This window comes from Methanosarcina sp., from assembly GCF_049706645.1.
Lineage (GTDB): Archaea > Halobacteriota > Methanosarcinia > Methanosarcinales > Methanosarcinaceae > Methanosarcina.
This window is the reverse complement of sequence record NZ_JBNAKP010000011.1, coordinates 70644-94167: the sequence shown is the minus strand read 5'-3', so window position 1 is coordinate 94167 and position 23524 is coordinate 70644. Positions and strand designations below refer to the sequence as shown.

Genomic DNA, 23524 nt, shown 5'->3' with positions numbered 1-23524 from the left:
CTTGAAACGTAAAAACGGAAGGGTAGAGTCAGGCCTTTGACCGGAACTAAAGAAGAAGTCGGCCTGGATATTCGGGCAGTAACCGGAAACTATAGTTTTGTGATCGGCTGTGGTTTTCAATACGTTTTCGTGAAGGAAAATCAGTTTTTCCTTTTTTAGTCTTTCCTTTTTTAGTCTTTCTCTTCTACTTTTTTCCTTTTTAGTTTTTCCCTTCTACTTTTTCCCCTTCTATTTTTTCCTGTCATGATTATCCTTTCCTTTTATGACCTGATTATTGCTTTGATAAGTTCAGTTTTTCATATTTTGTTAAACCTAAAAACAATTGATCAAGAAAAGAGATTAAGCCGATGTGAAAATAATGAAATCTGGCACGAATTCAGGTACCCGCAAAGAATTCCAGGTATTTTGATTAAATATAGTCACGAAATTAACTTTTATCTAATAAGATAACAAAATAAAATCACTAGAGATAATGTATGAACTAAGTCTATTATATGAAACAATCATTCCTAATAATATATATGTTTTAAGTTAACACATGATGTTTTATTAAAATCCAGATTTTGGGTTCTTGCTTTTTTGTGCCAATTCATTGTACAATAATGATATAGTAGTGGATACGGATCTGTAAAACCTCGACAAATGGAGCAGATAATCGATATTTACGGATACCGCTCGTGAGTTTGGATTTTAATAATAGTTACTCTGTCTGGGTTATCACCCGGTTTGAATAATTAACCCAAAAAACTCAAGATCTAAATCTGGAAATTGGATTAAAATGGAGGGATCTGATTGGATAAGCAATATTTGCCGTATCTTGCTGCAATTCTCTTTGCGTTTCTCATAATCGCACCTGGCATTGCAGCAGCCGAGGAGAATACATGCACGAATGTGAGTGTAAATGATGCTAAAAAAATGATCGAAGAGGGAAATGTCTTCATTCTCGATGTCCGTACCCCGGATGAATTCCATGCAGCGCATATAGAAGAAGCAGTACTGATACCGATAGCAAGTCTCAAGAATCCACCCGGAGAACCTGTTTTGCCTCCTGAAGATCTGCTGGTGAATCGAATGGATGAACTGCCAGACGATTGTGATGCAAACATACTTGTTTATTGCAAGACTGGGGCTCGAAGTACCAATGCGAGTAAAATTCTGCTAAACGCCGGCTACGTCAATGTCTATAATATGCAGGAAGGGATCAAACCCTGGATAGACGCAGGCTATTCGGTCGAAAGCAGTTTTGTGGATGAGCTTGAGTGTATAGATAAGTCAACCAAAACCGCTCTCAATGCAAAAGTCAACAACATACTCTGTCATCTTGAAAAAGGACATGATGCTAAGGCTATAGAAAAAATCGGTAATTTTACTTCATTTGTTGATGAAATGGAAACCGAAGGCAGGCTGAATTCTTGTGAAGCCGACTACCTTATCCATGAATCCACAATTCATCTTAAAGACCTGATCTGATTTCGCAGTTGCCTGCAGAACAGGTAGCTTTTAATTTTTATACTTTCAGAAAAACAGTATTCTTTCCACAACTTAATTTTTAAGAACCAGGTTCTACAGAAAGAATTAAGTTTTGTAGAAAGAATTAAGTTTTGTAGAAAAGTTAGTTTTGTAGGCTTTCCGGTCCTCTAAAAGTTCAATGAGTTCTTATAAATTCTTTTCCGAAATAAAAGGTAATTCGGGACCACTATCCAGGAAAGCATTTCTTGATAAATCCTGAACAGCATCCCTATGTGTTACTTTTGGCGTATATATCGCCTTCAGTGCTTTATTACATTTAACGTCTTTTCAAGATAAATACAGCTATTAAGACGAATACCAGGCTCGCCAGTGTAAATCCGGGCAGGCTTTCTTTTACAGCATACGGTTTTGCTTCCACCTTTATGGGAAGGTCAAGCGTATTATCCTCTACTTTTTCAGTATCTTCGCCGAAATAATAGACGACTCTGCCTTCCACATTAAAGTCTCCGGGCTGATTGGTTTCGATCCTTACCTCAATATCCCTGCCCTGGCCGGGGTCCAGCTCGTAAGTTGTTGTATACTGTCCTGCGCCCGACTGGACAAATTCCGAGGAAGAGACACTCATTCCTGAAGGCGGAATTATAATGACCTGAACATGCATGACAGGTTTTGTGATAAGATTCACGGCTGAAAGCTTGAGCAGAATGTCTTCTCCGGAAATAACCCGGGTCTTTTCACCATGCAGACTCACACTTGCAGAGGATGGTGCAGGTCTGGAATTTTCGGCTGATCCCGAACTTTCTGGAGCCGCTTTTTGTGCAGGTTCAGGTTGTACGTAGTTATTCTCGATTTTAGTGTACTCTGAACGTTCTATATGGTACGAATTTCCGGTATGATCTGAAGATTCGCTTTCTGTATCCTCTGAGTCCTGCGTCTCTTCTGAAGTTTGCGTTTCTGTAGCTTCGGGAGGTTGTACGCCTGTATTTTCGTTTTCATCGTTTTCTGAGGCTTGCATGTCTGTATTTTCTGAGGGTTGTAACTGCTCTTCGGAACTTTGTGCTTCATCCTGTGAAGACTGCACTTTTTCTTCTGAAGGCTCTGTCTTGTTCTCGTAAGAACCCTCAGAAGCCTCAGATGACGCATATACACACAAAACGTTGCTTACCAGGAAACAACCAATTAAGAGATAAATCATTAGAGTTTTTAAATTAACCCTCTCAGACATTCTACCACCTTTTTGAGCTGCCATCTGCAAACACCCGGTCTCAGCTTTAAGTGAAAGGCTTTTCCGAATACCGATGCCTTTCTGTAGCTTATCGAAATGAATAAAAAATAGGAAAAATATATATTTTTCCTGAAATTCGTTTAAACTTTTTTAACCTGAATTACTTCCTCTTAGCAGCATAAACTCCTAACAGGCCTATAGCTGCAATTAATATTCCAAATCCGGAAGCGCTAAATGAGCCTTCTCCTTCGGCTTTTACTCCTCCGTTCTCCTCTACTCCCCCGTTCTCTTCAGAGCTGGGGGCTTCTTCGGGATTTTTGGAAGCTTGCTCAACCACAAAGGGGTGGCTGAGGGAAATCGGGTTGTAATCATCCTTATTGTCTTCAGGCCAGTACAGGCCGCTGAAGTGTACCGTAGAGGTGCCTACTTTCTCTCCTTTGATATCAATATAGATCGTCCGGGCAGTTCCGGGGGGCACGGAAAATATTCCATAGACCGTACCTGCTGCACCTGTCTGAGCAAAGCCCTGTCCGTATACGTGAATTCCAGCGGGTACGCTTATCCTTGCGTCTACATTCAGAGTCACGTCATTGAGGGACGGATTATCGATATAAAGTTCAACAAGGCCGTCTTCGTTTTCGGTTATAACATCGTTAACCGGTCTCAGAACGACTGTCGGGCCTACCCTGAATTTCTGTTCAGCTACAGGAACACCTGTTTTGGTTTTGGTTACATTGGTGGGGCACGCCTCGTTAACTGGCACTGATAGGTTAGCAGATTGATTGACGGGCTTGTTGGTGGATTGATTGACAGAATTATTGACGGATTGGTTGGCGGATTCATTGGTTTTTAAAATCTTTGATGCCGTATCATTTACTAATGGGTTATCGGCTGCGCCTGCAACCGCACTTGAAAACACAGCCCCAATAATAAAGATTGACACCAACAGTATGGGTAAATATTTTTTCAACTTCTATACCTCCTTCCAGGGGTATTAAATTACCTGTACAATAGTTTTTTGAAAAAGTTTTTCAAAATTCTCAATATTGATTTTTACCAAGCAGGGTTTGCTTTAGATCAATATTTTCCAGCAGGTATTGAACATTTTGGTTTAATTCACTTTCGGCCTTTTTGATAATATCCTGAAAATTCCCTTAAACATTATAATAATTTTAGATTAGAAATATGATTTGATATGCGAATATCGCTTTTTGTACCTGGTTCCGCTCGGTCTGAATACTACTTTTTTGCATATTATTCTCTGTTTGAGTAGTACTTTTTTATACCAGCTCTCCGTGTTTGAATACTACTTTTGTATACGGGAGCTGTCAACACCCCAATAAAATTTAGCCGAAATCTCAAATCACAATTTTTATCTGTATAAATTATGTGCTAATACCAGGTAATGTTTTCAAGACAGAGAAGTGCAAATCGGGAACTGAGTAACTTTATCCGAGCTTTGTACACCGGTTTCTATGATAAACGATCCCTACGTTATCACTTCTCTCAGCTTCGGTTTTTAGCCTTATGGGCTTGCCTTTTATTATTTTACACTACCACGATTTGATGTCAAAACGAAGAATTAGCCAGCCTTACTTTAAAAAAATACGCATTTTCTGGTCTAAAATCCAATTTCAGAGTCTCACAAAGGTGAGAAAATGAAGACACAAATAGCATCATTAGCTGCCAATCCTGAGAAAGAAATGGAAACCCTCTATTCTCAATTCGATAGACCGGGAGCTTTTTTCCATAACCCTGCTTCGTTCAAAGTACCGAATCCGGGTCCGCCCTTAACGGAAAGCACGAGAATAGGTCTCGTCCATGGTGATGTGGCGAAGTATAAGCTTAAGATAGGTGTCGGGCCCGAGGAATATGATTTCATTATACTTACGAGCTATGTTATAGAAAAGAGCCCCTGGAGCACAGACCGAAGTAAAAATCTAATAATCCTGCCCGGACAGGCTTTGACTGAAAGCTTCTATTCCGATATGGCAATATACTACGCTCAGCAAGGATACTGTACATACATTCTGGATCGAAGAGAAACAAATGTTCCGGCAAATGAGACGGATTTCAGTTATATGGAAAACTGGACCATTGACAGGTACCTGAGTGATACCTACGACGGTATCGCTATATCAAGAATTCATACAGCTCTCCTGAGTGAAGAGGCTGTGGAAGACATAGAGGTTACGGTAATTGGGCACAGTCATGGGGCTTTGATCCTGACTGCTTATAAAGCAAGCGAATACCACGACCTGGCTTTAGGTTCGGTTAACAGGATTATACCTGTTGATATCATTATTAAGTACGAGCCTAAATATTCGGAGTTAATACGAGCTCAGGCACAGGAATTCGATTCTATCTCCAGATGTATGGAAAACAGGACATATAATGGCAGTAATATGGCTGCCATGATGCAAATTGCCAGTCTGGCTTTAACCTATCCTGACAGGGAATCTCTTTTTCAACCCGGCCTTACAAACAGGCAATTCTTCCGCCTTATGGCCACCCGGACTCATGCATTCAATCCGTATCCTTATACCCCGAATTATCACTACTGGAGTGGAGACCTGGGCGGCCTTTATTATGTTGACGAAGACAGGTTACTTAATTTGACCTTAACCGGAGGGGCTGTGCCTTATGTGCCAAAGCACCTGGATCTTTATATGGCCGGTCTGATGGGTAATGTAGATGGCTATGAGATTGACTTCTCAAGAATAAGCACTCCTGTTCTTTATATCGGACTCGGGGGAGGTTTCAGTGACTACGGTTCCTGGTGGTATGAAAAAGAGGTCGGAAAAATAAATGATAAGGTTACTTCCATAAGCTGGAATAACCAGGGTCACGGTAGTATAGCTATTGATTACAATGCTCCAGAGTTATGGGCACTTATACACAGCTGGATAAAGGACAATTAAATGGGTAAAAGCCTCAGAACCCGGAAAAATTCCCGGTATTTTTACTGGCTCTTAAGCGGTTTTAAACTCAACCCGGATCGGTAAAACTTCAGATTGGCGAAGATTCGGACCGGTAAAATTAGAGAGAGGGAAGGTCCTGCCTGTTTTAGGCTGAGACTCCCTCGACTCTTGTTACAGGTTCGGTTCTTAAAAGTGCTCTCAGGAAGTATTCTGCCCAGACATACATCAACAGCGAGCCTATTCCGTTGCCTATGACTATTCCCCACCAGGCTCCGACCTGCCCCATATTAAAGGTGAAAGCCAGGAGCGCTGCAAAGAGCGGGGTAAAGACAATAGTCCTGAGGAGGGTTGCAATCAAGGAATTCATGCCTTTTCCTGCACCCTGGAAGAAGGAAGAGGAAAAGAGGCCAAGTGCAACCGTGGGATAGAAGATACACATCACACGCAGGAAGTGAGCAAGATCGGCGGTTATGTGGGCTCCCCCTTCGGACTGTGTGAATATGGATGCGATCGGCATGGCAAAGATAAATATGAAAGCTCCGGCTACACATTCTATAAGGACTCCGAGTCTCGTTGAGTAGGAAAGAGCAATCTTTGCCTTTATATAGTCGTGAGCTCCTATTGCGGCTCCACTTACGGAAATCACGGCAGTTGCTATTCCCATCAGCGGAGCCATTGCAATTGTTGCTATTCTCCATCCTGTTGCATAAACCGCAACTCCGTCAGTACTGCTTACGAGCACAATAATATAGTTCATGAACAGCATTGACAGAGACATGGAAAGTTGCTGGGCCGAAGCCGGAAGTGCGACATCGAAGATCTCTTTTACAATGCTTTTTTCAAAGCGAAAATCCCTGAAATTGAAGGCTACGTAAGTATCCTTCCTGAAGAATAGCCAGTTTGCCATCAAAAGGCACGATATCCCTATGGATAGTACAGTCGCCCAGGCTGCACCTGCAATCCCCATGTCCAGAGTATATATGAATATCGGGTCAAGGATAACGTTCAGGACTCCGCCTACAATCATAGCCTGCATGGCTCGCTTCGAGTCTCCCTCGCTCCGGAGAATCGCATTGGCGGCATTGGAAAAGAAGATTACAATGCTTCCGAGGAAAATAACCCTGGCGTATTCAACTGCAAGTCCTGTAGTTTTCCCGGCTCCTGCAAGGGTAAAGAGCTGAGGGGCAAAGAGGTAAAACGGAACTGTAAATGCAATCGAGAGCAGTGTAATTATGATTATGGTATGTACGGCTACGTTGTCTGCACCGGCTTTATTCCTGGCTCCGATCATGCGGGAGATTGCAGATCCCCCTCCTATGCCTATCCCGTTGGATAAGGCCATGCTGATAAAGAAAAACGGGAACACGAAACCCATCGCTGCAAGGGCATCGGCTCCAAGCCCGGAAACCCAGTAGGTATCAACCAGGCTGTAAATTGTCTGCACGGACATGGCAACAACCATAGGGATTGAAAGCTTCAGTATAGCTTTTTTAGGATCTCCCTGCAGGGTTTTTACGCCAATCGTCTCTTTTTTCCCTGCATGGCCGGCAGAAATTTTATTTTCATTTTGCTTACTTTTCATTTATTATATCTTCCTTAATATCTTCCTTAATGACTCATTTAAAAACAATTCTTAAATTTTCGGTCCCTTGCCCATAATCCCCTGATCCGTTATCTCCAGGTAACTGTCAGATATGCCGATAACTTACAGCCCTTTAACGGGCTTTTCTTCACTTACTTATTGGCACAGTTGTTCACGTATTAACGCTTACGAGTGTCTGCATGACCGAATGACGTGCCTTTTTGTAATTTTCGAATTTTTAGAATCCTTCAAAAGTCCCATAAGAATCCCACAGAAATTTCACAAGAACATTCAAGGAGTGGTTCGGGTCTAAGAGCTGTAATTAAAATGATTATCCCCCATTTTTTAATGTGAGTAACTGGGTGGCCGGGCTTAATCAAATCCATTTAGCTAATTTGTATTGTTCGATTTCTAACTAATTACAATGGATTATATATATACCTATTGAATCAGTATAAAAATATTGGGAACCACATGATTAAATAGCTCATTGCATAAAAATCTCTGATATTGCGTGTTCGATGTGAATATTTTTAGCAAGAACTAGGTTAAGATGCAAAGAAAAGAAAGATCGAGAGTAAGACAGGGATTTTCCCTGTGGTGAAATACCCTGCAAATCTTTAAAATCACACCGGGATTCGAATTCTCAGGTTCGATTTTTATCTATCCACTTATTGTAGTTATTTAGAAAGAAAGCATACAATGAGATTATAAACAGTAAGCGCCTGAATCTTCTCCTTTCTTCTCCTTAAAGCTTCGGTTACAATCCGAGAAAGGTCTTATACTGCAGCTATGATCTGAGAAAAATATTATGATATCATGATATCTTCGACAATATTGCATGATACCTGTACTCGTAGTACATTGAGTTTATATATTCCATGGTGAAACCGTTATTCCTGGCAATTTTCTCAATCAGGTAGGGGTTGTGAGCATCCCCAATTATATCCTTGGGGCGATTTTTCAGGACCGCCGATAACTGCCTGAAGCATCCGAAACCAGCTTTAGTCAAGGTATTCCGGAATTTGAAATTCTGTGAGAACCATCCGATTTTCCATAACGAATAAATCCTGGGATCGATTATATCAAAGAAGACTATTTTTCCTCCTTCATTTAGATAATCGGAGGCATCACGGACAAAAGCATCTATCTGTTCCGGCGTCAGGTACTGGACAACTGCGGCTGCCGTAATCCGATCAAATGATAAATTCAACCTATTCCAGATTGTTCTGTCATCGGCAAGGATTAAATCTACGTTTTTGTAGTTTTGCTCCCAGACTTTCTTTTCCGCTTCAAAAAGCATAGAACTTGAGAAGTCAACTCCTACTACCCTCTCATAATTTGGCACGTAGTATATCAGAAGCTCTCCGGCTCCGCATCCGAAATCGAGAAGAGATTTACCTCCACTCAAGTGAAAAAGTTTTTCTTTTGCTTCTTTATAAAGGAATTCTTCTGTAGAATACCTGTGGCCTCCTTTCTTTTTATCTGAAAAATATTCTGCCCAGGAAAAATTTGACTTATTAAATTGATTAAATGCTGTTTCCATACCGAATAACCCCCTTCCTCTGTCTTTTTCATTTCAACGATGTATTTCTGCAGTTTGACGAAAATGAAAGATGATTACATCTCTTTGAAGTTTATATAGAAAAATGGTTTAGTATTACCAATATCACATGATTTTATCTAGTTATTGAAACGTTTATCCTGAAAACAAGCCCTGATCTGCCATCGGAAGCTTCTCTACTAATTGCAGGTAATTCCAATAAATAATTAGATTCATCTGGAAATCCATATGTAAGTCCATATAAAAATCCCTCTAAAAATCCCTCTAAAATCCATAATAATGCATATAAAATTCAATTTCTACGCTGAGTAAATTCTTAAACCTGTTTTTCCTCCACACAGCATAACTGTCTCCCTAAATGCACTTTTCGGAGTAAAAAAGACCTCTATTCCCATTCTCTTACCACTGGATCCCTTTTTGTAAATCTAAGAGTTATTACAGGCTCCCTTGTCACACATCTCAAAGATAATCGAGGGACCGTCTTTCTTTCCGGAAAAACCAAGAGTAGATGAAAAAGCCGGCAAAAAGGCAGGAAATAGAAGTTTTCAGGCACAAAGCTCTTTTTCTCCGCTTTTTTCATGTATTAAGGGTACGTCAGCTTCTACAAAAAAATGGTATCTTCAGGGTGCAGGCATAGAATATAAAGCATTTCAAGCTGAATGATATAAATTAATAGATTCCTGAAAAATATGAGAATCATATATGATGAAGTTCAGGTTGATAAAAGAGAGGGATAAAGTTAATGGAGGATATGTTTAGATTTGCGGATGATCTTGGGCCATTTAAGATCATTCATATTTACGAACCGTCAGTTGACCTGAAAGCGGTTCTTGTGGTAGACAACATCGCGCGGGGGCCCGCCCTCGGAGGGGTCAGGATGGCCCCGGATGTGAGTACTGAGGAATGTTTCAGGCTGGCAAGAGCTATGACCCTGAAAAACGCGGCTGCAGATCTCCCACACGGGGGAGGTAAAATTGTCATGTACGGGGACCCGAGAATGCCGCAGGAAAAGAAAAGCCAGATGCTTCGAGCGCTTGCCAGTGCCCTCAGATATACGGAAGAATATATCTTCGCCCCTGACATGGGAACGGACGAGTTCTGCATGGCCTGGATAAAAGATGAGATCGGAAGGGTAGTAGGTCTTCCCTGCGAGGTAGGAGGAATTCCTCTTGATGAAGTAGGGGCCACAGGCTGGGGGCTTGCACATGCTACCGAGGTGGCGATTCAATACTGTGATTTCGAGCTGAAAGGAGCTCGCGTGGTTTTTCAGGGCTTTGGGGCAGTTGGGAAGCATACTGCCCGTTTCCTTACTCAGAGAGGAGCTATTCTTGTAGGAGTGGCCGATTCCCAGGGTATGGTACACAGTCCCGACGGGCTTGACCTGGATACCCTGATAAGACTTAAGAAAGAAGGAAAAAGTGTACTTGACTATCCCGGAGGGAAAAAGCTTGACAGTAATGCAGTTATCACCATTCCCTGCGACATATGGATTCCAGCAGCCCGTCCCGATGTGATCAACGAGAGCAATGTCCATCTTTTGAACACTAAACTGATTATTGAGGGTGCAAACATTCCGATCACAGAAGGTGCGGAAAAAATTCTCTATGAAGCAGGTATTCTTTACGTCCCGGATTTTATCGCAAATGCAGGCGGTGTGATCTGTGCAGCGTCGGAGTATAAGGGAGCTAGCAGGTGCACAGCTTTCGGATCAATTGAAGAAAAGATAAGAAATAACACGGTTCAGGTACTGGAAGCTGCAAAGACGAAAGGAGTCCTGCCAAGAGAAGCTGCAGTCCAGCTTGCCGTAGAAAGAATTAAGCGAGCCATGAAATACCGGCGGTGGTCAATCTTTTCTTCGGGGCCGGGTTTTGTGTAACCTTTATCTGATTCTCTATTTCATCCTTTATTTTTAAATTTCCGGCTATTCAGCTATTCAGGTTTCCTCTGTACCTTAAATCGAGTTTCAGCTTATTTCTTTCCTCCACACAGCACCGTTGCCGCCCTGACTGCACTATCCGGAGTAAAAAAGACCGGTATCCCGACTGCCGTAAATAGTGAAGCTGCTTCCCTGCTGAACTTTCCACCTGGAGAACAGATAAGGATCGGTTTTCCGCAACTGTCAGCAAAGTCCCGGATTTTTTCCGCAACTCGTGGGGTAAGAAGAGGCGGGCCCCACAGGAGGCTAACAATTGCAAGATCATAGCCTTCCCTGAAAACTTCCTGAAGGGCAACAATATAGTGCTCATCCCTTACACTGCCTGTCAGGTCTACAGGATTTCTTACGGAAGCAAAAGCCGGAAGTTTCTTTTTCAGCTTCCTTACAGCTTCGCTGGCAATTTCCGGAACCTTTAGCCCTGCCTCCTCACAGGCGTCAGCAATGGAAATCCCTATTCCGCCTCCATCCGTTATAATGAGAACTCTCTTTCCTTCGGCCAGCGGATACCTGTTCAGGACTTTGCAGGCGTCTTTTAATTCTTCATAACTTGCGACTTCTATTATACCTGCCTTCCTGAAAGCGGCTTCATAGGCTTCATATCTGCCGCTGACAGCCCCGGTATGGGAACTGGCTGCTCTTGCCCCTGGCTCCCGCTTTCCTACTTTGAGGGCTACGACAGGCTTTTTTTGCACACATCCGGAGGCAGCGGCAAGGAATCTGCGCCCGTTTCCTACAGACTCAATGTAGAGGGCGACCGCTTTTGTTGCTTCGTCCCCGGCCAGGAATTCAAGGCAGTCACTTTCGTCCACATCGACTTTATTTCCGTAGCTTACTACCCTTGCAACCCCTGCTCCCTCGTTAGCCATTTCATCCATAATCATAGCGGCAAAGGATCCGCTCTGAGTAAGCACCGAAACCCCATTCCTGGCAGGTCTTTCGACCTTATCGCTGCTTATGAAAAATGTGTCCACATTTGAAATTGTATCGTAGATCCCAAGGCAGTTCGGTCCCATAGCCCGGATCTCTTTCTTCTCTAAAATTTCTTTCAGGCGAACTTCCATTTCCTTTCCTTCAGGGCCCACTTCCCTAAACCCTGAGCTGACAATTATCACTCCTTTTATATTCTCCACAGGGCCGTTAAGAATTTCAAGAACAGTAGAAGCTTGCACTGCAAAAATTGCGATATCGATTCTGTCGTTTATCTCACCTGGAGTCGAATAACATTTAAGTCCCCTAATTTCCCGGTAGCCCGGGTTTACAGGATATATTTTTCCCTGAAACCCCATTTTCAGGAGGTTTTCCAGGATTGTATAGGAAAGCCTTTCGGGATTTGGTGATGCTCCTATCAGGGCTATGCTTTGCGGCTTGAAGAAAAAATTAATGTGTCCTTCCTTGGTCATTTATGCCCTTCCGAATGATCTGCAGATAATATTCAGATTATAGCTTTGAGTTAAATATCTATACTTAATAAATTCCGATTCCATAAATCTCGAAAACAAAGAAGGTATGGAAATTGCCAGAAGATAAAAAACTCATTAAAGGATCTTAAGCGCCTGCAGCAAGGAAAACGATTAATGTACGGGAGCTCCGGGGCCTGTTCCTCCCTTTTTCCCGTCTTTCGCCTTTGAGTTTTCCTTCCAGGCCACAATCAGTGATCACAGTACATGCAAATGGCCTTTTCGCATTCTTCGTTCTGGAATTTCCATTTCAGTCCCCACCGTTTGATTGCATGTATTATTTTCACGAAATCCGTTCCGCTTTCGGTAAGGTAATACTCGGATTTCGGGGGATTTGTCGAGTCATCAACCTTCTTTGCAATCAGGCCTTCAGTTTCCAGTTCTGTCAGCCTCTCTGAGAGGATTTTCGGAGTTATGTAGCCGAGTTTCCTTTTCAGCTCGTTAAAGCGTTTTTCCCTCTTTTCTCCCTTGTGCAGCTCCAGAAGAATATGGATTGTCCATCTTTTCCCGATGATATTCATAGTCTTGTAGACTGTGCAGTCTTTCATAGTATAAACATAGAAACTGTCTGATATATAAATTAGTATCTCTAATATACTGGTATCAAAAGGATACTATTATAAAACTTAATTTATAAAATCTGTCTGTATTAATGTACTGGGAAAGTTTCCTGTATCCAGCAAAGCAGGATCGAAGGCAGCCAGTGATTGAGAAATTTTGTCTAAACTCTTTCAGATCTGCCTTGAGTCTCAGTATACAGTAAAACCCAGAAAATTTGGAGAAAGGATCAGCCATGAAAGATAACTTACCGGAAAAAGGTGCAATCGTTCAGAGAGACCGAGAAACCTATGCAATCGCCCCCCACCTCCCCGGAGGAATTGTGGACCCGAAAACCCTCAGGAAGATCGCTGATGTTGCAGAAAAGTACGGGGCTGCTGCCCTCAAGATGACTTCTGCCCAGAGGATTGCAATTGTGGGTCTGAAAGAAGAAGACCTTGATAATGTATGGGCTGAACTTGATATAAATCCCGGCGCAGCTATAGGGCTCTGTGTAAGAAGTGTGAAGTTCTGTCCAGGCACGACTTTCTGCAAGCAGGGAAAACAGGATGCTGTGAGCCTTGGTCTCAAGCTGGATGAGAGATACCACGGGATGCCCATGCCTTCCAAACTAAAAATGGCTGTTTCCGGCTGTCCGAACTCCTGCGCCGAACCTGCCATCAAAGATATAGGGGTAATGGGCACGGCTAAAGGATATACCCTGATGGTCGGAGGTTGTGCGGCCGCGAGTCCAAGACTAGCTGAGGTCGTTGCAAAGGAATTGTCTGAAGAAGAAGTTCTTGAGGCGATCGATAGGATTATTAATTTCTATAAAAACTCTGGCACGAAAAAGAGGCTTGGAAAGTTCATTGAAAGTATGGGCCTTGAGAATTTCAAAACCGGAGCAGGCCTGTAAAACTACGTAAATTTGCATGTAATATCTACAGCTCTCAAATTGCCTCACACAGTCTTTAGAAGGCCTGATATGCTATCATTTTAAACATTTCCTCCATGTGAAAAAACCCTTAACCCCAGAGAAATCCGGGGTTTCAAGGGTTAAAAATTCATAAAAACCCTTCGAATTCAGCCCGTAAAGTAACACAGAAATTTATACTGGAAGAATTTATACTGGTCAGGCATATATGGGACGGATATCAGAATAGAGTGTGCAGGGGAAAAGGAGCAATAGAAAAGTAATATAAGTAGTAAAGGCAATTAAAAATTAGCCTGAAAATTCTTGATACAGGCTATCTCGGTTTAAAGCTGAGAAATATACAAATTATGGTTAAAAGGGGGACTGAGATGAAAGTTATTGAGATGAAATCTTCACCTGAAAAGCCGAATCCTCACAATGTGAGCGTCCGGATGCTCTATGATACCGAAAACGCCCAGGCAGTACACATAGAACTCAAACCAGGGGAAGCCTTAAAGAAGCACATTACTCCGGTAGACGTATTTTTTTACGTGCTTGAAGGAAAAGGGGTTGTTGAGATCGGGGATGAAACGCAGGAAGTCAGCCGCGATATGCTGATCGAAAGTCCTGCAAAGATTCCACATCGGCTTCTGAATCCGGGAGATGGGATTTTCAGGGTGCTCGTTGTTAAAGCCCCAAGGCAAACCGAATCTACACGCCTGCTGTAAGAGCCAGACAGGATTGTGCAAACATGCCCGAAAAAACAAAACCGAAAAAGATAGCCGTTGTCCGCTGTGACCTGGTTTCGGAAACCTGCCCCGGAGTGGGTTGCTTTAAAGCCTTCAACGAGAGAAAATCCAGCTTTGGGGGATACGGTGCGGATACGCAGATGATCGCATTTTTCACATGTGGGGGCTGCTCGGGAAGGAGAGTATACCGGCTGGTGAACGCTCTGAAAAAGCATAATCTGGATGTCGTACATCTCAGTTCTTGCATGCTTATGGAAGACAGTTATCCGAAATGCCCCAATCTGGATAGTATCAGAAAGACAATTCTGGATGCGGGAATAGAAATTGTCGAAGGCACTCATCACTGAGGATTTTTTCTGAGGGTCTGCAGGTAGCCAGCAAAGAAATCAAAAGAGGACAGATAAAACACAAATGAGGAAAATATGTCTACAGAAGAGAATAAAGCAATAGTTCGCCGATTCTTTGAAGAGGGGCCTTCTAAGGGAAATCTAAGCATCGCTGACGAGCTGCTGTCACCTGATTTCGCTTTACATGTTCCTCTGCCTGCATCTTCGGGAATCAAGGGAATAAATGAAGTAATTACCGCATGCAGGGAAGCCTTCGAGCACCTTAATGTTACAGTTGAGGATATGATTGCCGAAGGTAATAACGTGGCTGCTCGTTTCACAGCCCGCGGTATACATAAAGGGAGTTTTATGGGGTTACCGGCTACAGGAAAGCCAATAACTATGACTGGTATAGAGATCTTCCGCATTAAGGACGGTAAGATCATTGAGCTGTGGGGTGAGGCTAACCTGCTTGGCCTCATGCAGCAGCTAGGCATTATTCCTGTTCCTGGGAACCAGGATTAAACTTCATCAGGTGCGCTGCATCCTCATTAAATTATTTGCATCTGAATATATGTGGTTAAAAATACAACTTACGAATAAACTAGGGTAATAAAATGAGCCATGATATAACTCGGGACCGGAATATCGAAGAAGATGAGAATTACGAAGGTGCTGACCTTGAACTTCGGGACATTCCCCTTCCAAATACAGACAATATCCTGCACTCAATTCTAAATTCTTTGAACCACAATATTGCAAACTTCTACGCTTATACGAAGTTCAGGGACTATCTTTCTGAGAACACCCTGGAAGTGGAACTACTCCAGAGAAGCATGAGCATCCACAGGGACTTTTCAGCCCTGATCCTGAACACCAAAGAAGAAATGGTGTTCATTTATCCGGAGCTTCTGGAAAAAGCCGAAAAGTTGCTGTTCAAAGGAAATACAGGCACGGATTTTATAAACTACACTCTTAAAATGTGTAAATTAATAAACGATTACAAGAAAATGCTATATAGGGAAGGGTATCTGCCGGATCTCAGGATGAAACTGGCACTAAACGATATGTGAGCCCGATATTTCTCCGCGTAACATAAATAAAACATTTTTATAAACACTTTTTCACATGGAAATCCTGAAGGGGGTCGGTTCAATGGTAAAACGAATGATAGTGAAAATTGACGAAAAGAAATGTACAGGCTGCGGAAAATGTGTCGCACCCTGTGCTGAAGGTGCTATTAAAATCATCAGCGGAAAAGCAAAGGTTGTATCCGAAGAACTCTGCGACGGCATGGGTTTCTGCCTCGGCATCTGTCCCGAAGGCGCAATCTCGGTCGAAGAAAGACACACTGTCGAATTTAACCGCGAAAAAGCAGAAGCCCAGCCCAAACAAAAAGACATCTCCATCCAGTGCTTCTCCTGCGGAGCCGGCGAAGACGCCCACTACCTCCTCCCCCTCAGGCACAAAATGGAAAGCCTTTGGGTGTGCACCCGCTGCCTTCCCAAGCTGATTCACGGTTGACCTTTTCAACTTTTTGACTTGAAGTCAGTCCGCTTAAACGGCCCCGTCCTCCCGAGACGGGACTCGGGATGGAAAGCCTTTGGGTCTGCACCCGCTGCCTTCCCAAACTGATTCACGGTTGACCACAACCGTTGGGCTGCAAGCGTGCGCCGCTTGACCACGCCGACAGTATGTTTTTGATCAAACTTTTTTTGAAAAAGTTTGCGAGCAAGCATTTTTTTAAAAGGCTTGTGAAAAGGCTTGTGGAACTCAGGTGCTTACGCTGGTTTTTTATATCTTTCTCCCAAAGTGTGCAGCCACCTGTGGAATTCTTCATGCTTTCCAGGGCCTATTATTTCAGTTTCTACAGCTTCAAAGTGTTCCAACAAGTCGTTCTGGGTAGTCTCCGAAAGATAGGTATCAGCCATCGGGAAAAGCTTATTGTTTTCTTTTTCGATATGAGGAGTTAGAAGCTGAATATAAGCTCTTGAATTTTCAACTATGGCCGGTAGTCCTCTATTACCTTCCTTTCCTGAAACTGCCTCTTCTATTCTGTTGACATGCTGCCTTCCCTGTTCGTGCTCTTTTTTAAGAGAAATTATCAACTCTCGTGAGCCGGAAATCCCTGCTTTTTCCATTTCAGGAAAAAGGTAAAGCTCTTCCTTTGTGTGGTGGCATTTATCAACGAATATTCTCATGAATTCTACAAGTCCGTCAAGATACTCCTGCTTAACACTTCTACCGGATTCTATATTTGTGCATATGCCGTCAAGAATTTCGAGCATCAGTTTAACAGCTTTATGCTCCTCTCTTAAGTCATCCGTCGGTTTCATCATGTTCCCCCTTTACTTAATAATTAAATTATCCCAGGATAATAGTTAAATTATGGATATATAACATGAATATATAAAATTGAGTCAATAAGCTTGTACGCAGCCTGTATTCTGAACTGGAACCATTTTTGGAAATGTTTTTAAGGTTCCGATTATTGAGTTACTTATGCAAAAGAAAAAGCTACTTCAGGATATCGGGCTGACTGCTTATGAGGCAGCTGCATATCTTTCTCTCTTGAAATTAGGGGTTTCCGGGGCAAATATTATTTGCAGGGATGCTGACGTGCCCTATGGGAAGATATATACCGTCCTCGAATCCCTTGCAGGAAAGGGTTTTGTAGAGGTTCAGGTCTCAAGGCCTAAAAAATTCAGGGCGGTTAATCCTGAAACGGCTTTAAACTCTTTTTTTGAGAGGCGAAAATCCGAATTTGAACGAGAAATAAAGGTCTTAAAGAACTCTGTTGAAGAGGCAAAACAGATCCTGAATACTGTATCGGCTCAGAAGCAAAAAGACGAGGTCTTCTGGACGACTGCCGTAACCGAGTCTGAAATCCGGAAGTTCGCCGTTTCTGTTTATGGAGAGGTAAAAAAGTCAGTATGTATAATTCCTCCCACCTTCGGAATGCCCATCATTGCCAGCCTGCTGCCCGAAGTCTTAAAAGCCATTGACCGGGGGGTTAAAATCAGGCTACTTGTGTCCACTCGCTTTACATCGCTTCCTTCCATGCTTTCAAGACAGGGAGAAGAAAATTTCGGCAAATTTAAAAAAGGTATTGAGATGAGGATTGTCCAGAACTTTAACTCCTGTTTCGGCATCGTTGACAACAGTACTGTAGTGCTGTTCCAGCTCCATCCCCAGGACAATGATCGCATCCTTTCGGTTGTGAAAATCTGGGATTCAGGGCTTGCAGAAAACCTGGGTAAGGAATTCGAGCTCCTCTGGAATGGGGGAGAAGAATTTGATCTTGAAAAAGTGCTGGGAGACGAGTTCAAGAGCTTCAGGAATAAATAAATAACATATATACAGATACAATACTACTATTATAACTAATAACCAGTTGAATCGCATTGGGGGTTAATAAATATGGAAGAACGTCGGGAAGGATGTTGTGGAGGACATCAGGAAGAGCATAAAGATCTTGAACACGAAGAATTACTGGAAAGTATGAGTGAGAAGCTGGGTTTTACGCCGCACATTCTTGAGATCATTGGAGAACTTGACAGTGAATCTCTTAAAAAATATAACAGGTGCAATAAAAAATTACTGTCGGACGGTGCCCTGCCTGCAAAAGTAAAAATTCTGGTAGCGCTTGCCGTCGTCGCATCCAAACAGTGTGAAAGGTGCACGGTTGTGCAGATGCAGAGTGCACTCAAGAATGGCGCAACTAAAGAGGAAATAATGGAACTTATGGATGTTATATTCATAACCTCAGGGGCACCTGCTGTAGCAGCTTGCAGGGATGCGTTGAAGCTGCTGAAGTAAAATCGATCCTTAGACTTACAACGTTTTTTTAGGTGCCTGCAACTGGGGTACTTGCAGTCAAGGTGTAGATTATGATAAAATTTGTAAAATTCTCTACTTTATTTTTTAATAAAAATTGCTAGTACCGTTACAAAGACAATTGCGGCTTGGGTTTTGGAGTCAATTAGGTATTCTATATTGAAGATCTTTTCTGCTGGAATTCAGTGCATAGCCTTGCTTTTTTGCGGATCTTGTTCTAGAATCATGAACATAATTCACAGTTTGGGTGACTATGGAGTTAATGAAAATATTTATGTTCATACTACTTCCGATAAGTACATTTATTTCCGATCGATTTTCTCTGATGCCATCTTTTCTATATAATGAAAACACGCCCGACATATACAATCCATTACCTGTTTTCTCCCTATACAAATCAAATTTGGAACATATTTAAGTCCCGTTTAAAATATGGGATTATATGATACAGTTTTCAAAACACCATCAATAAAGGGTCTCATATTTTAGTGCCTGCCTGCCGAACAAAGCCTGAACTCGTGATCAAAAGTTCTAAACACATTTTCGCTAGTAATTTTATGTTATTATCTCATTTAATAAGTATCCTAGATTGGGCATGTAGACAAAACGTAATCAGTAAGATTATTCAAAATTGCCTGCCTAAAGTAGGTTTCATTAAAGTAATCTGAGAAGAGTAGTTTCTACAGTATTACTTATGTTGATGTACTCTATTGTATGCAGTGATTTATAATATATTCAAGGGGTGATAATGGGATGGAAGAGACAAAAGAAATCAGAGTAGAGATTCCAAGAGAAAAGGGCGAGGTTAGTAAATCAGAACGTAAGATCCGAATAGAGATTCCTTCCGGTTTAAAACTTTCCGAAGAAGAGATCCAGAAGATTGCCACTGCGACTGAAAATGAGATTGTCGAGGTCATAAGCGGTACACAAGCAGAGCAGCTGGTTCAGGCTAAAGCCGTAGATGTAGTAAAGGTTGAAGTTGCCAAAGTAAGACCCAAAGAAGTTATTGTAGTACAAAAATAATGCGCAAAGTATAGGAAATAGAAACCTAAAGTCAAGTAGGGTTCCAACAGCGAGTGCATCTTGGAAGCAAAATTTTCCAAATGCTATGGAATTAGATCAGGAAATTACTGACTATGTGAACTTTCTAAAAGAAGGGTAGTAAGATGAATGTTTGTTTTGTAAGTGCTCTGACGATGACCGATTTTGGTGATCCGGAATTGACTCTTGACCCGTATCAGGAGGACACCAGGATGCCTCCATTGGGAGTCCTGAGCCTTGCTGCTGTTTTATGTGAAATGGGAATTACCCCACAGGTTGTTAACCTCAACGAATTATTTATTGATTTCCTTAAGTGTAATAGAGATGAAAAGCCGGTAGATTTCCTAACATTTATAGTCGAGCATATTGAGTCATTGCCCTTCGATGTTCTTTCGTTTAGCACAATTTGTAGCTCTTATCCTTTAACTCTCCGGATCGCAAAAGAATTCAAAAAGTTTAATCCAGGTGTTAAAACTATTCTAGGTGGCCCACAGGCTTCTGTCGTAGATATACCAACGATGAAAGCTTTTCCTTTCATTGACTTTATTGTAAGGGGAGAAGCAGAGGATACATTTCCCCTTTTGCTTGAAGCTCTTTCAGGTTCAGGCTCCTCCTTAAAGTTAGAAACAGTTCCGGGAATTACGTTTAGAAAAGGCACTGAAATAATTCGTAATCCCAATGCTCAGCCTGTACTTGACCTTGACAGCCTCCCTTTACCTGCCTATCATCTTGATCCAGGTATAAAGAAGTATAAAGTTATTCCTCTGGAGGTTGGCCGTGGCTGTCCTTTCAATTGCACATTTTGTTCGACAAGTGAGTTCTTTAATCGAAAGTTTCGTCTAAAATCTCCTCAGAAAATTATTGAACAAATGAAAATTATCAAGGATGAGTACGGAATTAGTAATATAAACTTTAACCATGATAATTTTACGGCAAATCGTAAAAAGGTTGTCGAATTCTGCGAAATCCTGATAAATTGTGGAGAAACGTTTTTTTGGAGCTGCAGTGCTCGAACAGATCAAGTTGACGATGAACTCATTGCTCTTATGGCAAAAGCCGGATGTAAAGGGATTTTTTTCGGTGTCGAGACAGGCTCAGCCCGTTTACAGCAGGTGATCAACAAGAAACTCAACCTCTCTGATGCCGTTATGCGGATTCAATGTGCTAATCAACACGGAATCAAGACAGCAGCAGCTCTGATCACTGCTTTTCCGGAAGAGACAAAAGATGACCTGAGAAGCACGATTAACTTTTTTGTGGATATGTTTCGTTTCAAGAACGTCGAGCCTCAGCTTTCACTTTTAGCTCCACTTGCAGGAACGCAGATCCACTCCATGTACCAAGATAAATTAATATTAGACTATATTTATTCAGATATGTCTTATCAGGGCTGGGAGCAGGATCCAGTTGATATTGAAATGATACAAGCCAATCCGGAAGTTTTTCCAAATTTTTATTCGATTCCAACATCTTATATGGATCGGTCATACTTCAAAGAGGTTCGGGATTTCGTCACCTATATACAAGTCTGGTTTCATTGGCTTCCACTTGCATTCTTACAGGATAGCGGAGATATGTTAAATGTATTTGATAGATGGAGGACGTGGAGAACTAACAAGCTCATAGATAACTCGGATTTAAATACCAGTAAGAAGCCGTATTATCTTAATAGACAATTCTCCAAGGACTTCTGTGAGTTTGCTCTGACTTACTATCAAAATGAGATGGCGGCAGCGAAAAAAGTTATCTCTTCAATTGTTGAGATCGAAAACCTTTTCTTAACCCAGAAGAGCGACCCTATCATTGAGTCACCTGAGAAGCTTGAGATTTTCAGTTTAACTGCTTTTCCATATAAATCCAGAGGTTTGCATGTAGCTCAGCTAAGTATAGATTATAAAGAACTTATTCGATCTCTGAGAGATAAAAAAGACCTTAAACAAGTTCCTGATAAAAATATCACGATTGCTTTCCAGGAGGCAAATCGGAAAGGACTGGAAATAGATGTACGAATTTTGAGTCCCCTCTCAGAGGAGCTTTTGAATATGTGTGATGGAAACCGCACTGTTAACGATATTGTTTCTCAATCCTCCTCGATGAAAGCACAGATAGATGGAATCCCATCTGGGAAAGTATGTTATTTTGGATTAAGCCGGCTTTTTGAACAAGGATTAATTGAAGTTTCATCTCAACCGATTATTAAGGTGGATTCCAATACTGGCAGTGCTCTACAGTCAGGTTCTTAAACTGTAATACTTAGCCAAACTCAGACGTAACTTCTCCCGAATTCTCAATAAAATCACATATATATAAATCTGAATTACATTAATAGTATGGGAGTAAAGAAACTTTTCTTCTGGCTTACACTTGGAGTTCTTGGGGGAATACTGCTTTTTTCAACCTTGATACCCCAGAGTACGGGAGTTATGGCTCAGGAATACGAGCCAGGAAATAATACGACCGGGATTAACACAAGCGCTGTTATTGAAACCGTAATCAAGCCGCCTGGGGCTGCAGGAAACCTGACCTCAGGAGTTACGGGAAATTTAACCCCGGAAACGGCTGAGAATTTCAATAATACCGAGCTTACGGTTTACGAACAGGGAATTGCTCTTGTGAAGGAAAGGCGGGAGATCGAGCTGCAGAACGGGGTTAATCAGATCGAGTATACGGACATTGCTTCAGGAATCGACCCGACTTCCGTTATAATCGAGGACCCGGAAAATGAGGATACGGTCTTACTTGAGCAGAACTATGAATACGACGTATTGGACAGTTCGAACCTGCTTGAGAAATATCTTGGCAGGGAAGTCAATGTAACTGACAGGAACGGTGAAACGTACACCGGCACACTGCTGAGTCATGCAGGCAAGAGCATCGTTCTCAAGACCGAAGCGGCCGGAGTCGTTGTGCTTGAAGATTTCTCAAAAGTCGAGCTTACAGACTCTTCGGGGCTTTCGATAAAGCCTGCTCTCGTCTGGCAGATTTATTCTCCTGTGTCCGGAACCCGGGAACTTATAATTTCCTACCTGACGAGCGGTATTAACTGGGAAGCGGCTTATGTCCTGATGAGCAATGCGGAGAATACCGAAGCAGACATTCGGGGCTGGGTCAATATTGACAATAAGGCAGGGATGACCTTTGAAAACGCAGTCCTGAGACTTGTTTCAGGCCAGATAAACCGTATTTCCGAACCCATGCCTTTGCCTGCGGCAGAAAAAGCCGCCGCTGATGAAGCTGTCTCGCAAACGCCTTTTGTCGAAGAGCCCCTTTTTGAGTATCATCTTTATACCCTTGAAAAGCCTGCAACTCTGGAAAATAACCAGGCAAAGCAGATTTCCCTGCTGTCTGCCGATTCCGTGCCTGTAGAAAAAAAGCTCATCTATGACAGTGCCCTGAGCGAGAAAGTCCTGGCTTATCTTACGCTTCAAAACACAAACGAAAGCGGACTTGGAATGCCCCTTCCTAAAGGAGTCGTGAGAATTTACAGTACTGATGCTTCAGGAGGGCTTCAGTTCATCGGGGAAGACCGGATAAAGCACACTCCCGAAGCCGGGGAACTGAGAATGACTGTGGGCTCGGCCTTTGATCTGACTGCCAAACGGAACGAAACCGATTACCAGCGCATTAGCGATAACGTGGAACGGGTAACCTATCAGATCGAACTCAATAACAGCAAGTCTGAGGATCAGGCCGTCACGGTTGTGGAACATCTGTACGGGGAATGGGATATTCTGGAAAGCTCGGACAGTTACAAAGAAATCGACGCCTTTACGATCGAATTCAGAGTAATGGTGCCTGCAAAAGGCTCAAAACTTGTCTCTTACACCGTAGAACGCCGTTTCTGAGGGTATACCCTACTCTGGAATATAATGTTACAGGAAGCTCATCTACGGGAAAAATTCATTTACGATGACGAGAGACAACGAAAGGAGGATCGAAATTTACAGAAATGCTGGCGGGGAAAGC

General features: G+C 42.4%; 22 protein-coding genes. 14 read left to right on the top strand and 8 right to left on the bottom strand.

All coding sequences use genetic code 11. The features are described 5' to 3' along the window. Nucleotides 1–792: 792 nt before the first annotated feature. Nucleotides 793–1470: a rhodanese-like domain-containing protein gene (locus ACPK8D_RS04780; RefSeq protein ID WP_424716707.1), complete on the top strand. Its 678-nt coding sequence runs from the start codon at nt 793–795 to the stop codon at nt 1468–1470. A 316-nt stretch (nt 1471–1786) separates the two neighbouring features. On the opposite strand, the gene ACPK8D_RS04775 is transcribed toward ACPK8D_RS04780, so the two are convergent. Together ACPK8D_RS04775 and ACPK8D_RS04770 are read right to left on the bottom strand one after the other, a co-directional pair. Next, nucleotides 1787–2719 carry a hypothetical protein gene (locus ACPK8D_RS04775; RefSeq protein ID WP_424716706.1) on the bottom strand — a complete coding sequence of 311 codons (933 nt, stop codon included), beginning with the start codon at nt 2717–2719 and terminating at the stop codon, nt 1787–1789. Nucleotides 2720–2855: 136 nt separating this feature from the next. Then, nucleotides 2856–3638: a PGF-CTERM sorting domain-containing protein gene (locus tag ACPK8D_RS04770; protein ID WP_424716752.1), complete on the bottom strand. Its 783-nt coding sequence runs from the start codon at nt 3636–3638 to the stop codon at nt 2856–2858. Nucleotides 3639–4353: 715 nt separating this feature from the next. Here ACPK8D_RS04770 and ACPK8D_RS04765 point away from each other — a divergent pair. Next, nucleotides 4354–5616: a hypothetical protein gene (locus ACPK8D_RS04765; RefSeq protein ID WP_424716705.1), complete on the top strand. Its 1263-nt coding sequence runs from the start codon at nt 4354–4356 to the stop codon at nt 5614–5616. Nucleotides 5617–5761: 145 nt separating this feature from the next. On the opposite strand, the gene ACPK8D_RS04760 is transcribed toward ACPK8D_RS04765, so the two are convergent. Next, nucleotides 5762–7198, bottom strand: coding sequence for an MATE family efflux transporter (locus ACPK8D_RS04760; RefSeq protein ID WP_424716704.1), 1437 nt, complete (start codon nt 7196–7198; stop codon nt 5762–5764). Nucleotides 7199–8015: 817 nt separating this feature from the next. Beyond that, the gene (locus ACPK8D_RS04755) at nt 8016–8744 is read right to left on the bottom strand and encodes a class I SAM-dependent methyltransferase (RefSeq protein ID WP_424716703.1); all 729 of its coding nucleotides are present in this window, start codon (nt 8742–8744) and stop codon (nt 8016–8018) included. 760 nt (nt 8745–9504) lie between these two features. Here ACPK8D_RS04755 and ACPK8D_RS04750 point away from each other — a divergent pair. Then, nucleotides 9505–10638 (top strand): Glu/Leu/Phe/Val family dehydrogenase, encoded by a 1134-nt coding sequence (locus ACPK8D_RS04750; RefSeq protein WP_424716702.1) that lies wholly within the window; start codon nt 9505–9507, stop codon nt 10636–10638. Between the two features lie 92 nt (nt 10639–10730). Here ACPK8D_RS04750 and ACPK8D_RS04745 read toward each other — a convergent pair whose 3' ends face one another. Together ACPK8D_RS04745 and ACPK8D_RS04740 are read right to left on the bottom strand one after the other, a co-directional pair. Beyond that, nucleotides 10731–12098, bottom strand: coding sequence for an acetate--CoA ligase family protein (locus ACPK8D_RS04745; RefSeq protein WP_424716701.1), 1368 nt, complete (start codon nt 12096–12098; stop codon nt 10731–10733). Between the two features lie 248 nt (nt 12099–12346). Then, complete coding sequence (locus tag ACPK8D_RS04740; RefSeq protein WP_424716700.1) at nt 12347–12703, bottom strand: winged helix-turn-helix transcriptional regulator; 357 nt, start codon at nt 12701–12703, stop codon at nt 12347–12349. A 245-nt stretch (nt 12704–12948) separates the two neighbouring features. Here ACPK8D_RS04740 and ACPK8D_RS04735 point away from each other — a divergent pair, with 245 nt between their 5' ends. The 6 genes from ACPK8D_RS04735 (at nt 12949) to ACPK8D_RS04710 (ending at nt 16204) form a co-directional block, all read left to right on the top strand. After that, nucleotides 12949–13608 (top strand): NAD(P)/FAD-dependent oxidoreductase, encoded by a 660-nt coding sequence (locus ACPK8D_RS04735; protein ID WP_424716699.1) that lies wholly within the window; start codon nt 12949–12951, stop codon nt 13606–13608. A 386-nt stretch (nt 13609–13994) separates the two neighbouring features. Beyond that, the gene (locus ACPK8D_RS04730) at nt 13995–14333 is read left to right on the top strand and encodes a cupin domain-containing protein (protein WP_424716698.1); all 339 of its coding nucleotides are present in this window, start codon (nt 13995–13997) and stop codon (nt 14331–14333) included. Nucleotides 14334–14356: 23 nt separating this feature from the next. After that, the gene (locus ACPK8D_RS04725) at nt 14357–14701 is read left to right on the top strand and encodes a CGGC domain-containing protein (protein WP_424716697.1); all 345 of its coding nucleotides are present in this window, start codon (nt 14357–14359) and stop codon (nt 14699–14701) included. Nucleotides 14702–14776: 75 nt separating this feature from the next. Further along, nucleotides 14777–15205, top strand: coding sequence for an ester cyclase (locus ACPK8D_RS04720; protein WP_424716696.1), 429 nt, complete (start codon nt 14777–14779; stop codon nt 15203–15205). A gap of 92 nt (nt 15206–15297) precedes the next feature. Then, nucleotides 15298–15753, top strand: coding sequence for a hypothetical protein (locus tag ACPK8D_RS04715; RefSeq protein ID WP_424716695.1), 456 nt, complete (start codon nt 15298–15300; stop codon nt 15751–15753). A gap of 82 nt (nt 15754–15835) precedes the next feature. Continuing rightward, the gene (locus ACPK8D_RS04710) at nt 15836–16204 is read left to right on the top strand and encodes an ATP-binding protein (RefSeq protein WP_424716694.1); all 369 of its coding nucleotides are present in this window, start codon (nt 15836–15838) and stop codon (nt 16202–16204) included. 5 nt (nt 16205–16209) lie between these two features. Here ACPK8D_RS04710 and ACPK8D_RS04705 read toward each other — a convergent pair whose 3' ends face one another. Both ACPK8D_RS04705 and ACPK8D_RS04700 read right to left on the bottom strand, forming a co-directional pair. Beyond that, nucleotides 16210–16419 carry a hypothetical protein gene (locus ACPK8D_RS04705; RefSeq protein ID WP_424716693.1) on the bottom strand — a complete coding sequence of 70 codons (210 nt, stop codon included), beginning with the start codon at nt 16417–16419 and terminating at the stop codon, nt 16210–16212. Between the two features lie 42 nt (nt 16420–16461). Further along, on the bottom strand, nt 16462–17016 hold the full coding sequence (locus ACPK8D_RS04700; protein WP_424716692.1) for a hemerythrin domain-containing protein: 555 nt from the start codon (nt 17014–17016) through the stop codon (nt 16462–16464). Nucleotides 17017–17182: 166 nt separating this feature from the next. Between ACPK8D_RS04700 and ACPK8D_RS04695 the strand changes: the two genes are divergently transcribed. The 5 genes from ACPK8D_RS04695 to ACPK8D_RS04675 all read left to right on the top strand — a co-directional run bounded on the left by ACPK8D_RS04695 (nt 17183) and on the right by ACPK8D_RS04675 (nt 23403). Then, the gene (locus ACPK8D_RS04695; protein WP_424716691.1) at nt 17183–18028 is read left to right on the top strand and encodes a TrmB family transcriptional regulator; all 846 of its coding nucleotides are present in this window, start codon (nt 17183–17185) and stop codon (nt 18026–18028) included. A gap of 72 nt (nt 18029–18100) precedes the next feature. Then, the gene (locus ACPK8D_RS04690) at nt 18101–18499 is read left to right on the top strand and encodes a carboxymuconolactone decarboxylase family protein (protein WP_424716690.1); all 399 of its coding nucleotides are present in this window, start codon (nt 18101–18103) and stop codon (nt 18497–18499) included. A 771-nt stretch (nt 18500–19270) separates the two neighbouring features. Beyond that, complete coding sequence (locus ACPK8D_RS04685) at nt 19271–19540, top strand: hypothetical protein (protein ID WP_424716689.1); 270 nt, start codon at nt 19271–19273, stop codon at nt 19538–19540. A 197-nt stretch (nt 19541–19737) separates the two neighbouring features. Beyond that, on the top strand, nt 19738–21801 hold the full coding sequence (locus ACPK8D_RS04680; RefSeq protein ID WP_424716688.1) for a B12-binding domain-containing radical SAM protein: 2064 nt from the start codon (nt 19738–19740) through the stop codon (nt 21799–21801). Nucleotides 21802–21888: 87 nt separating this feature from the next. Further along, nucleotides 21889–23403, top strand: coding sequence for a DUF4139 domain-containing protein (locus tag ACPK8D_RS04675; RefSeq protein ID WP_424716687.1), 1515 nt, complete (start codon nt 21889–21891; stop codon nt 23401–23403). Nucleotides 23404–23524 lie beyond the last annotated feature (121 nt).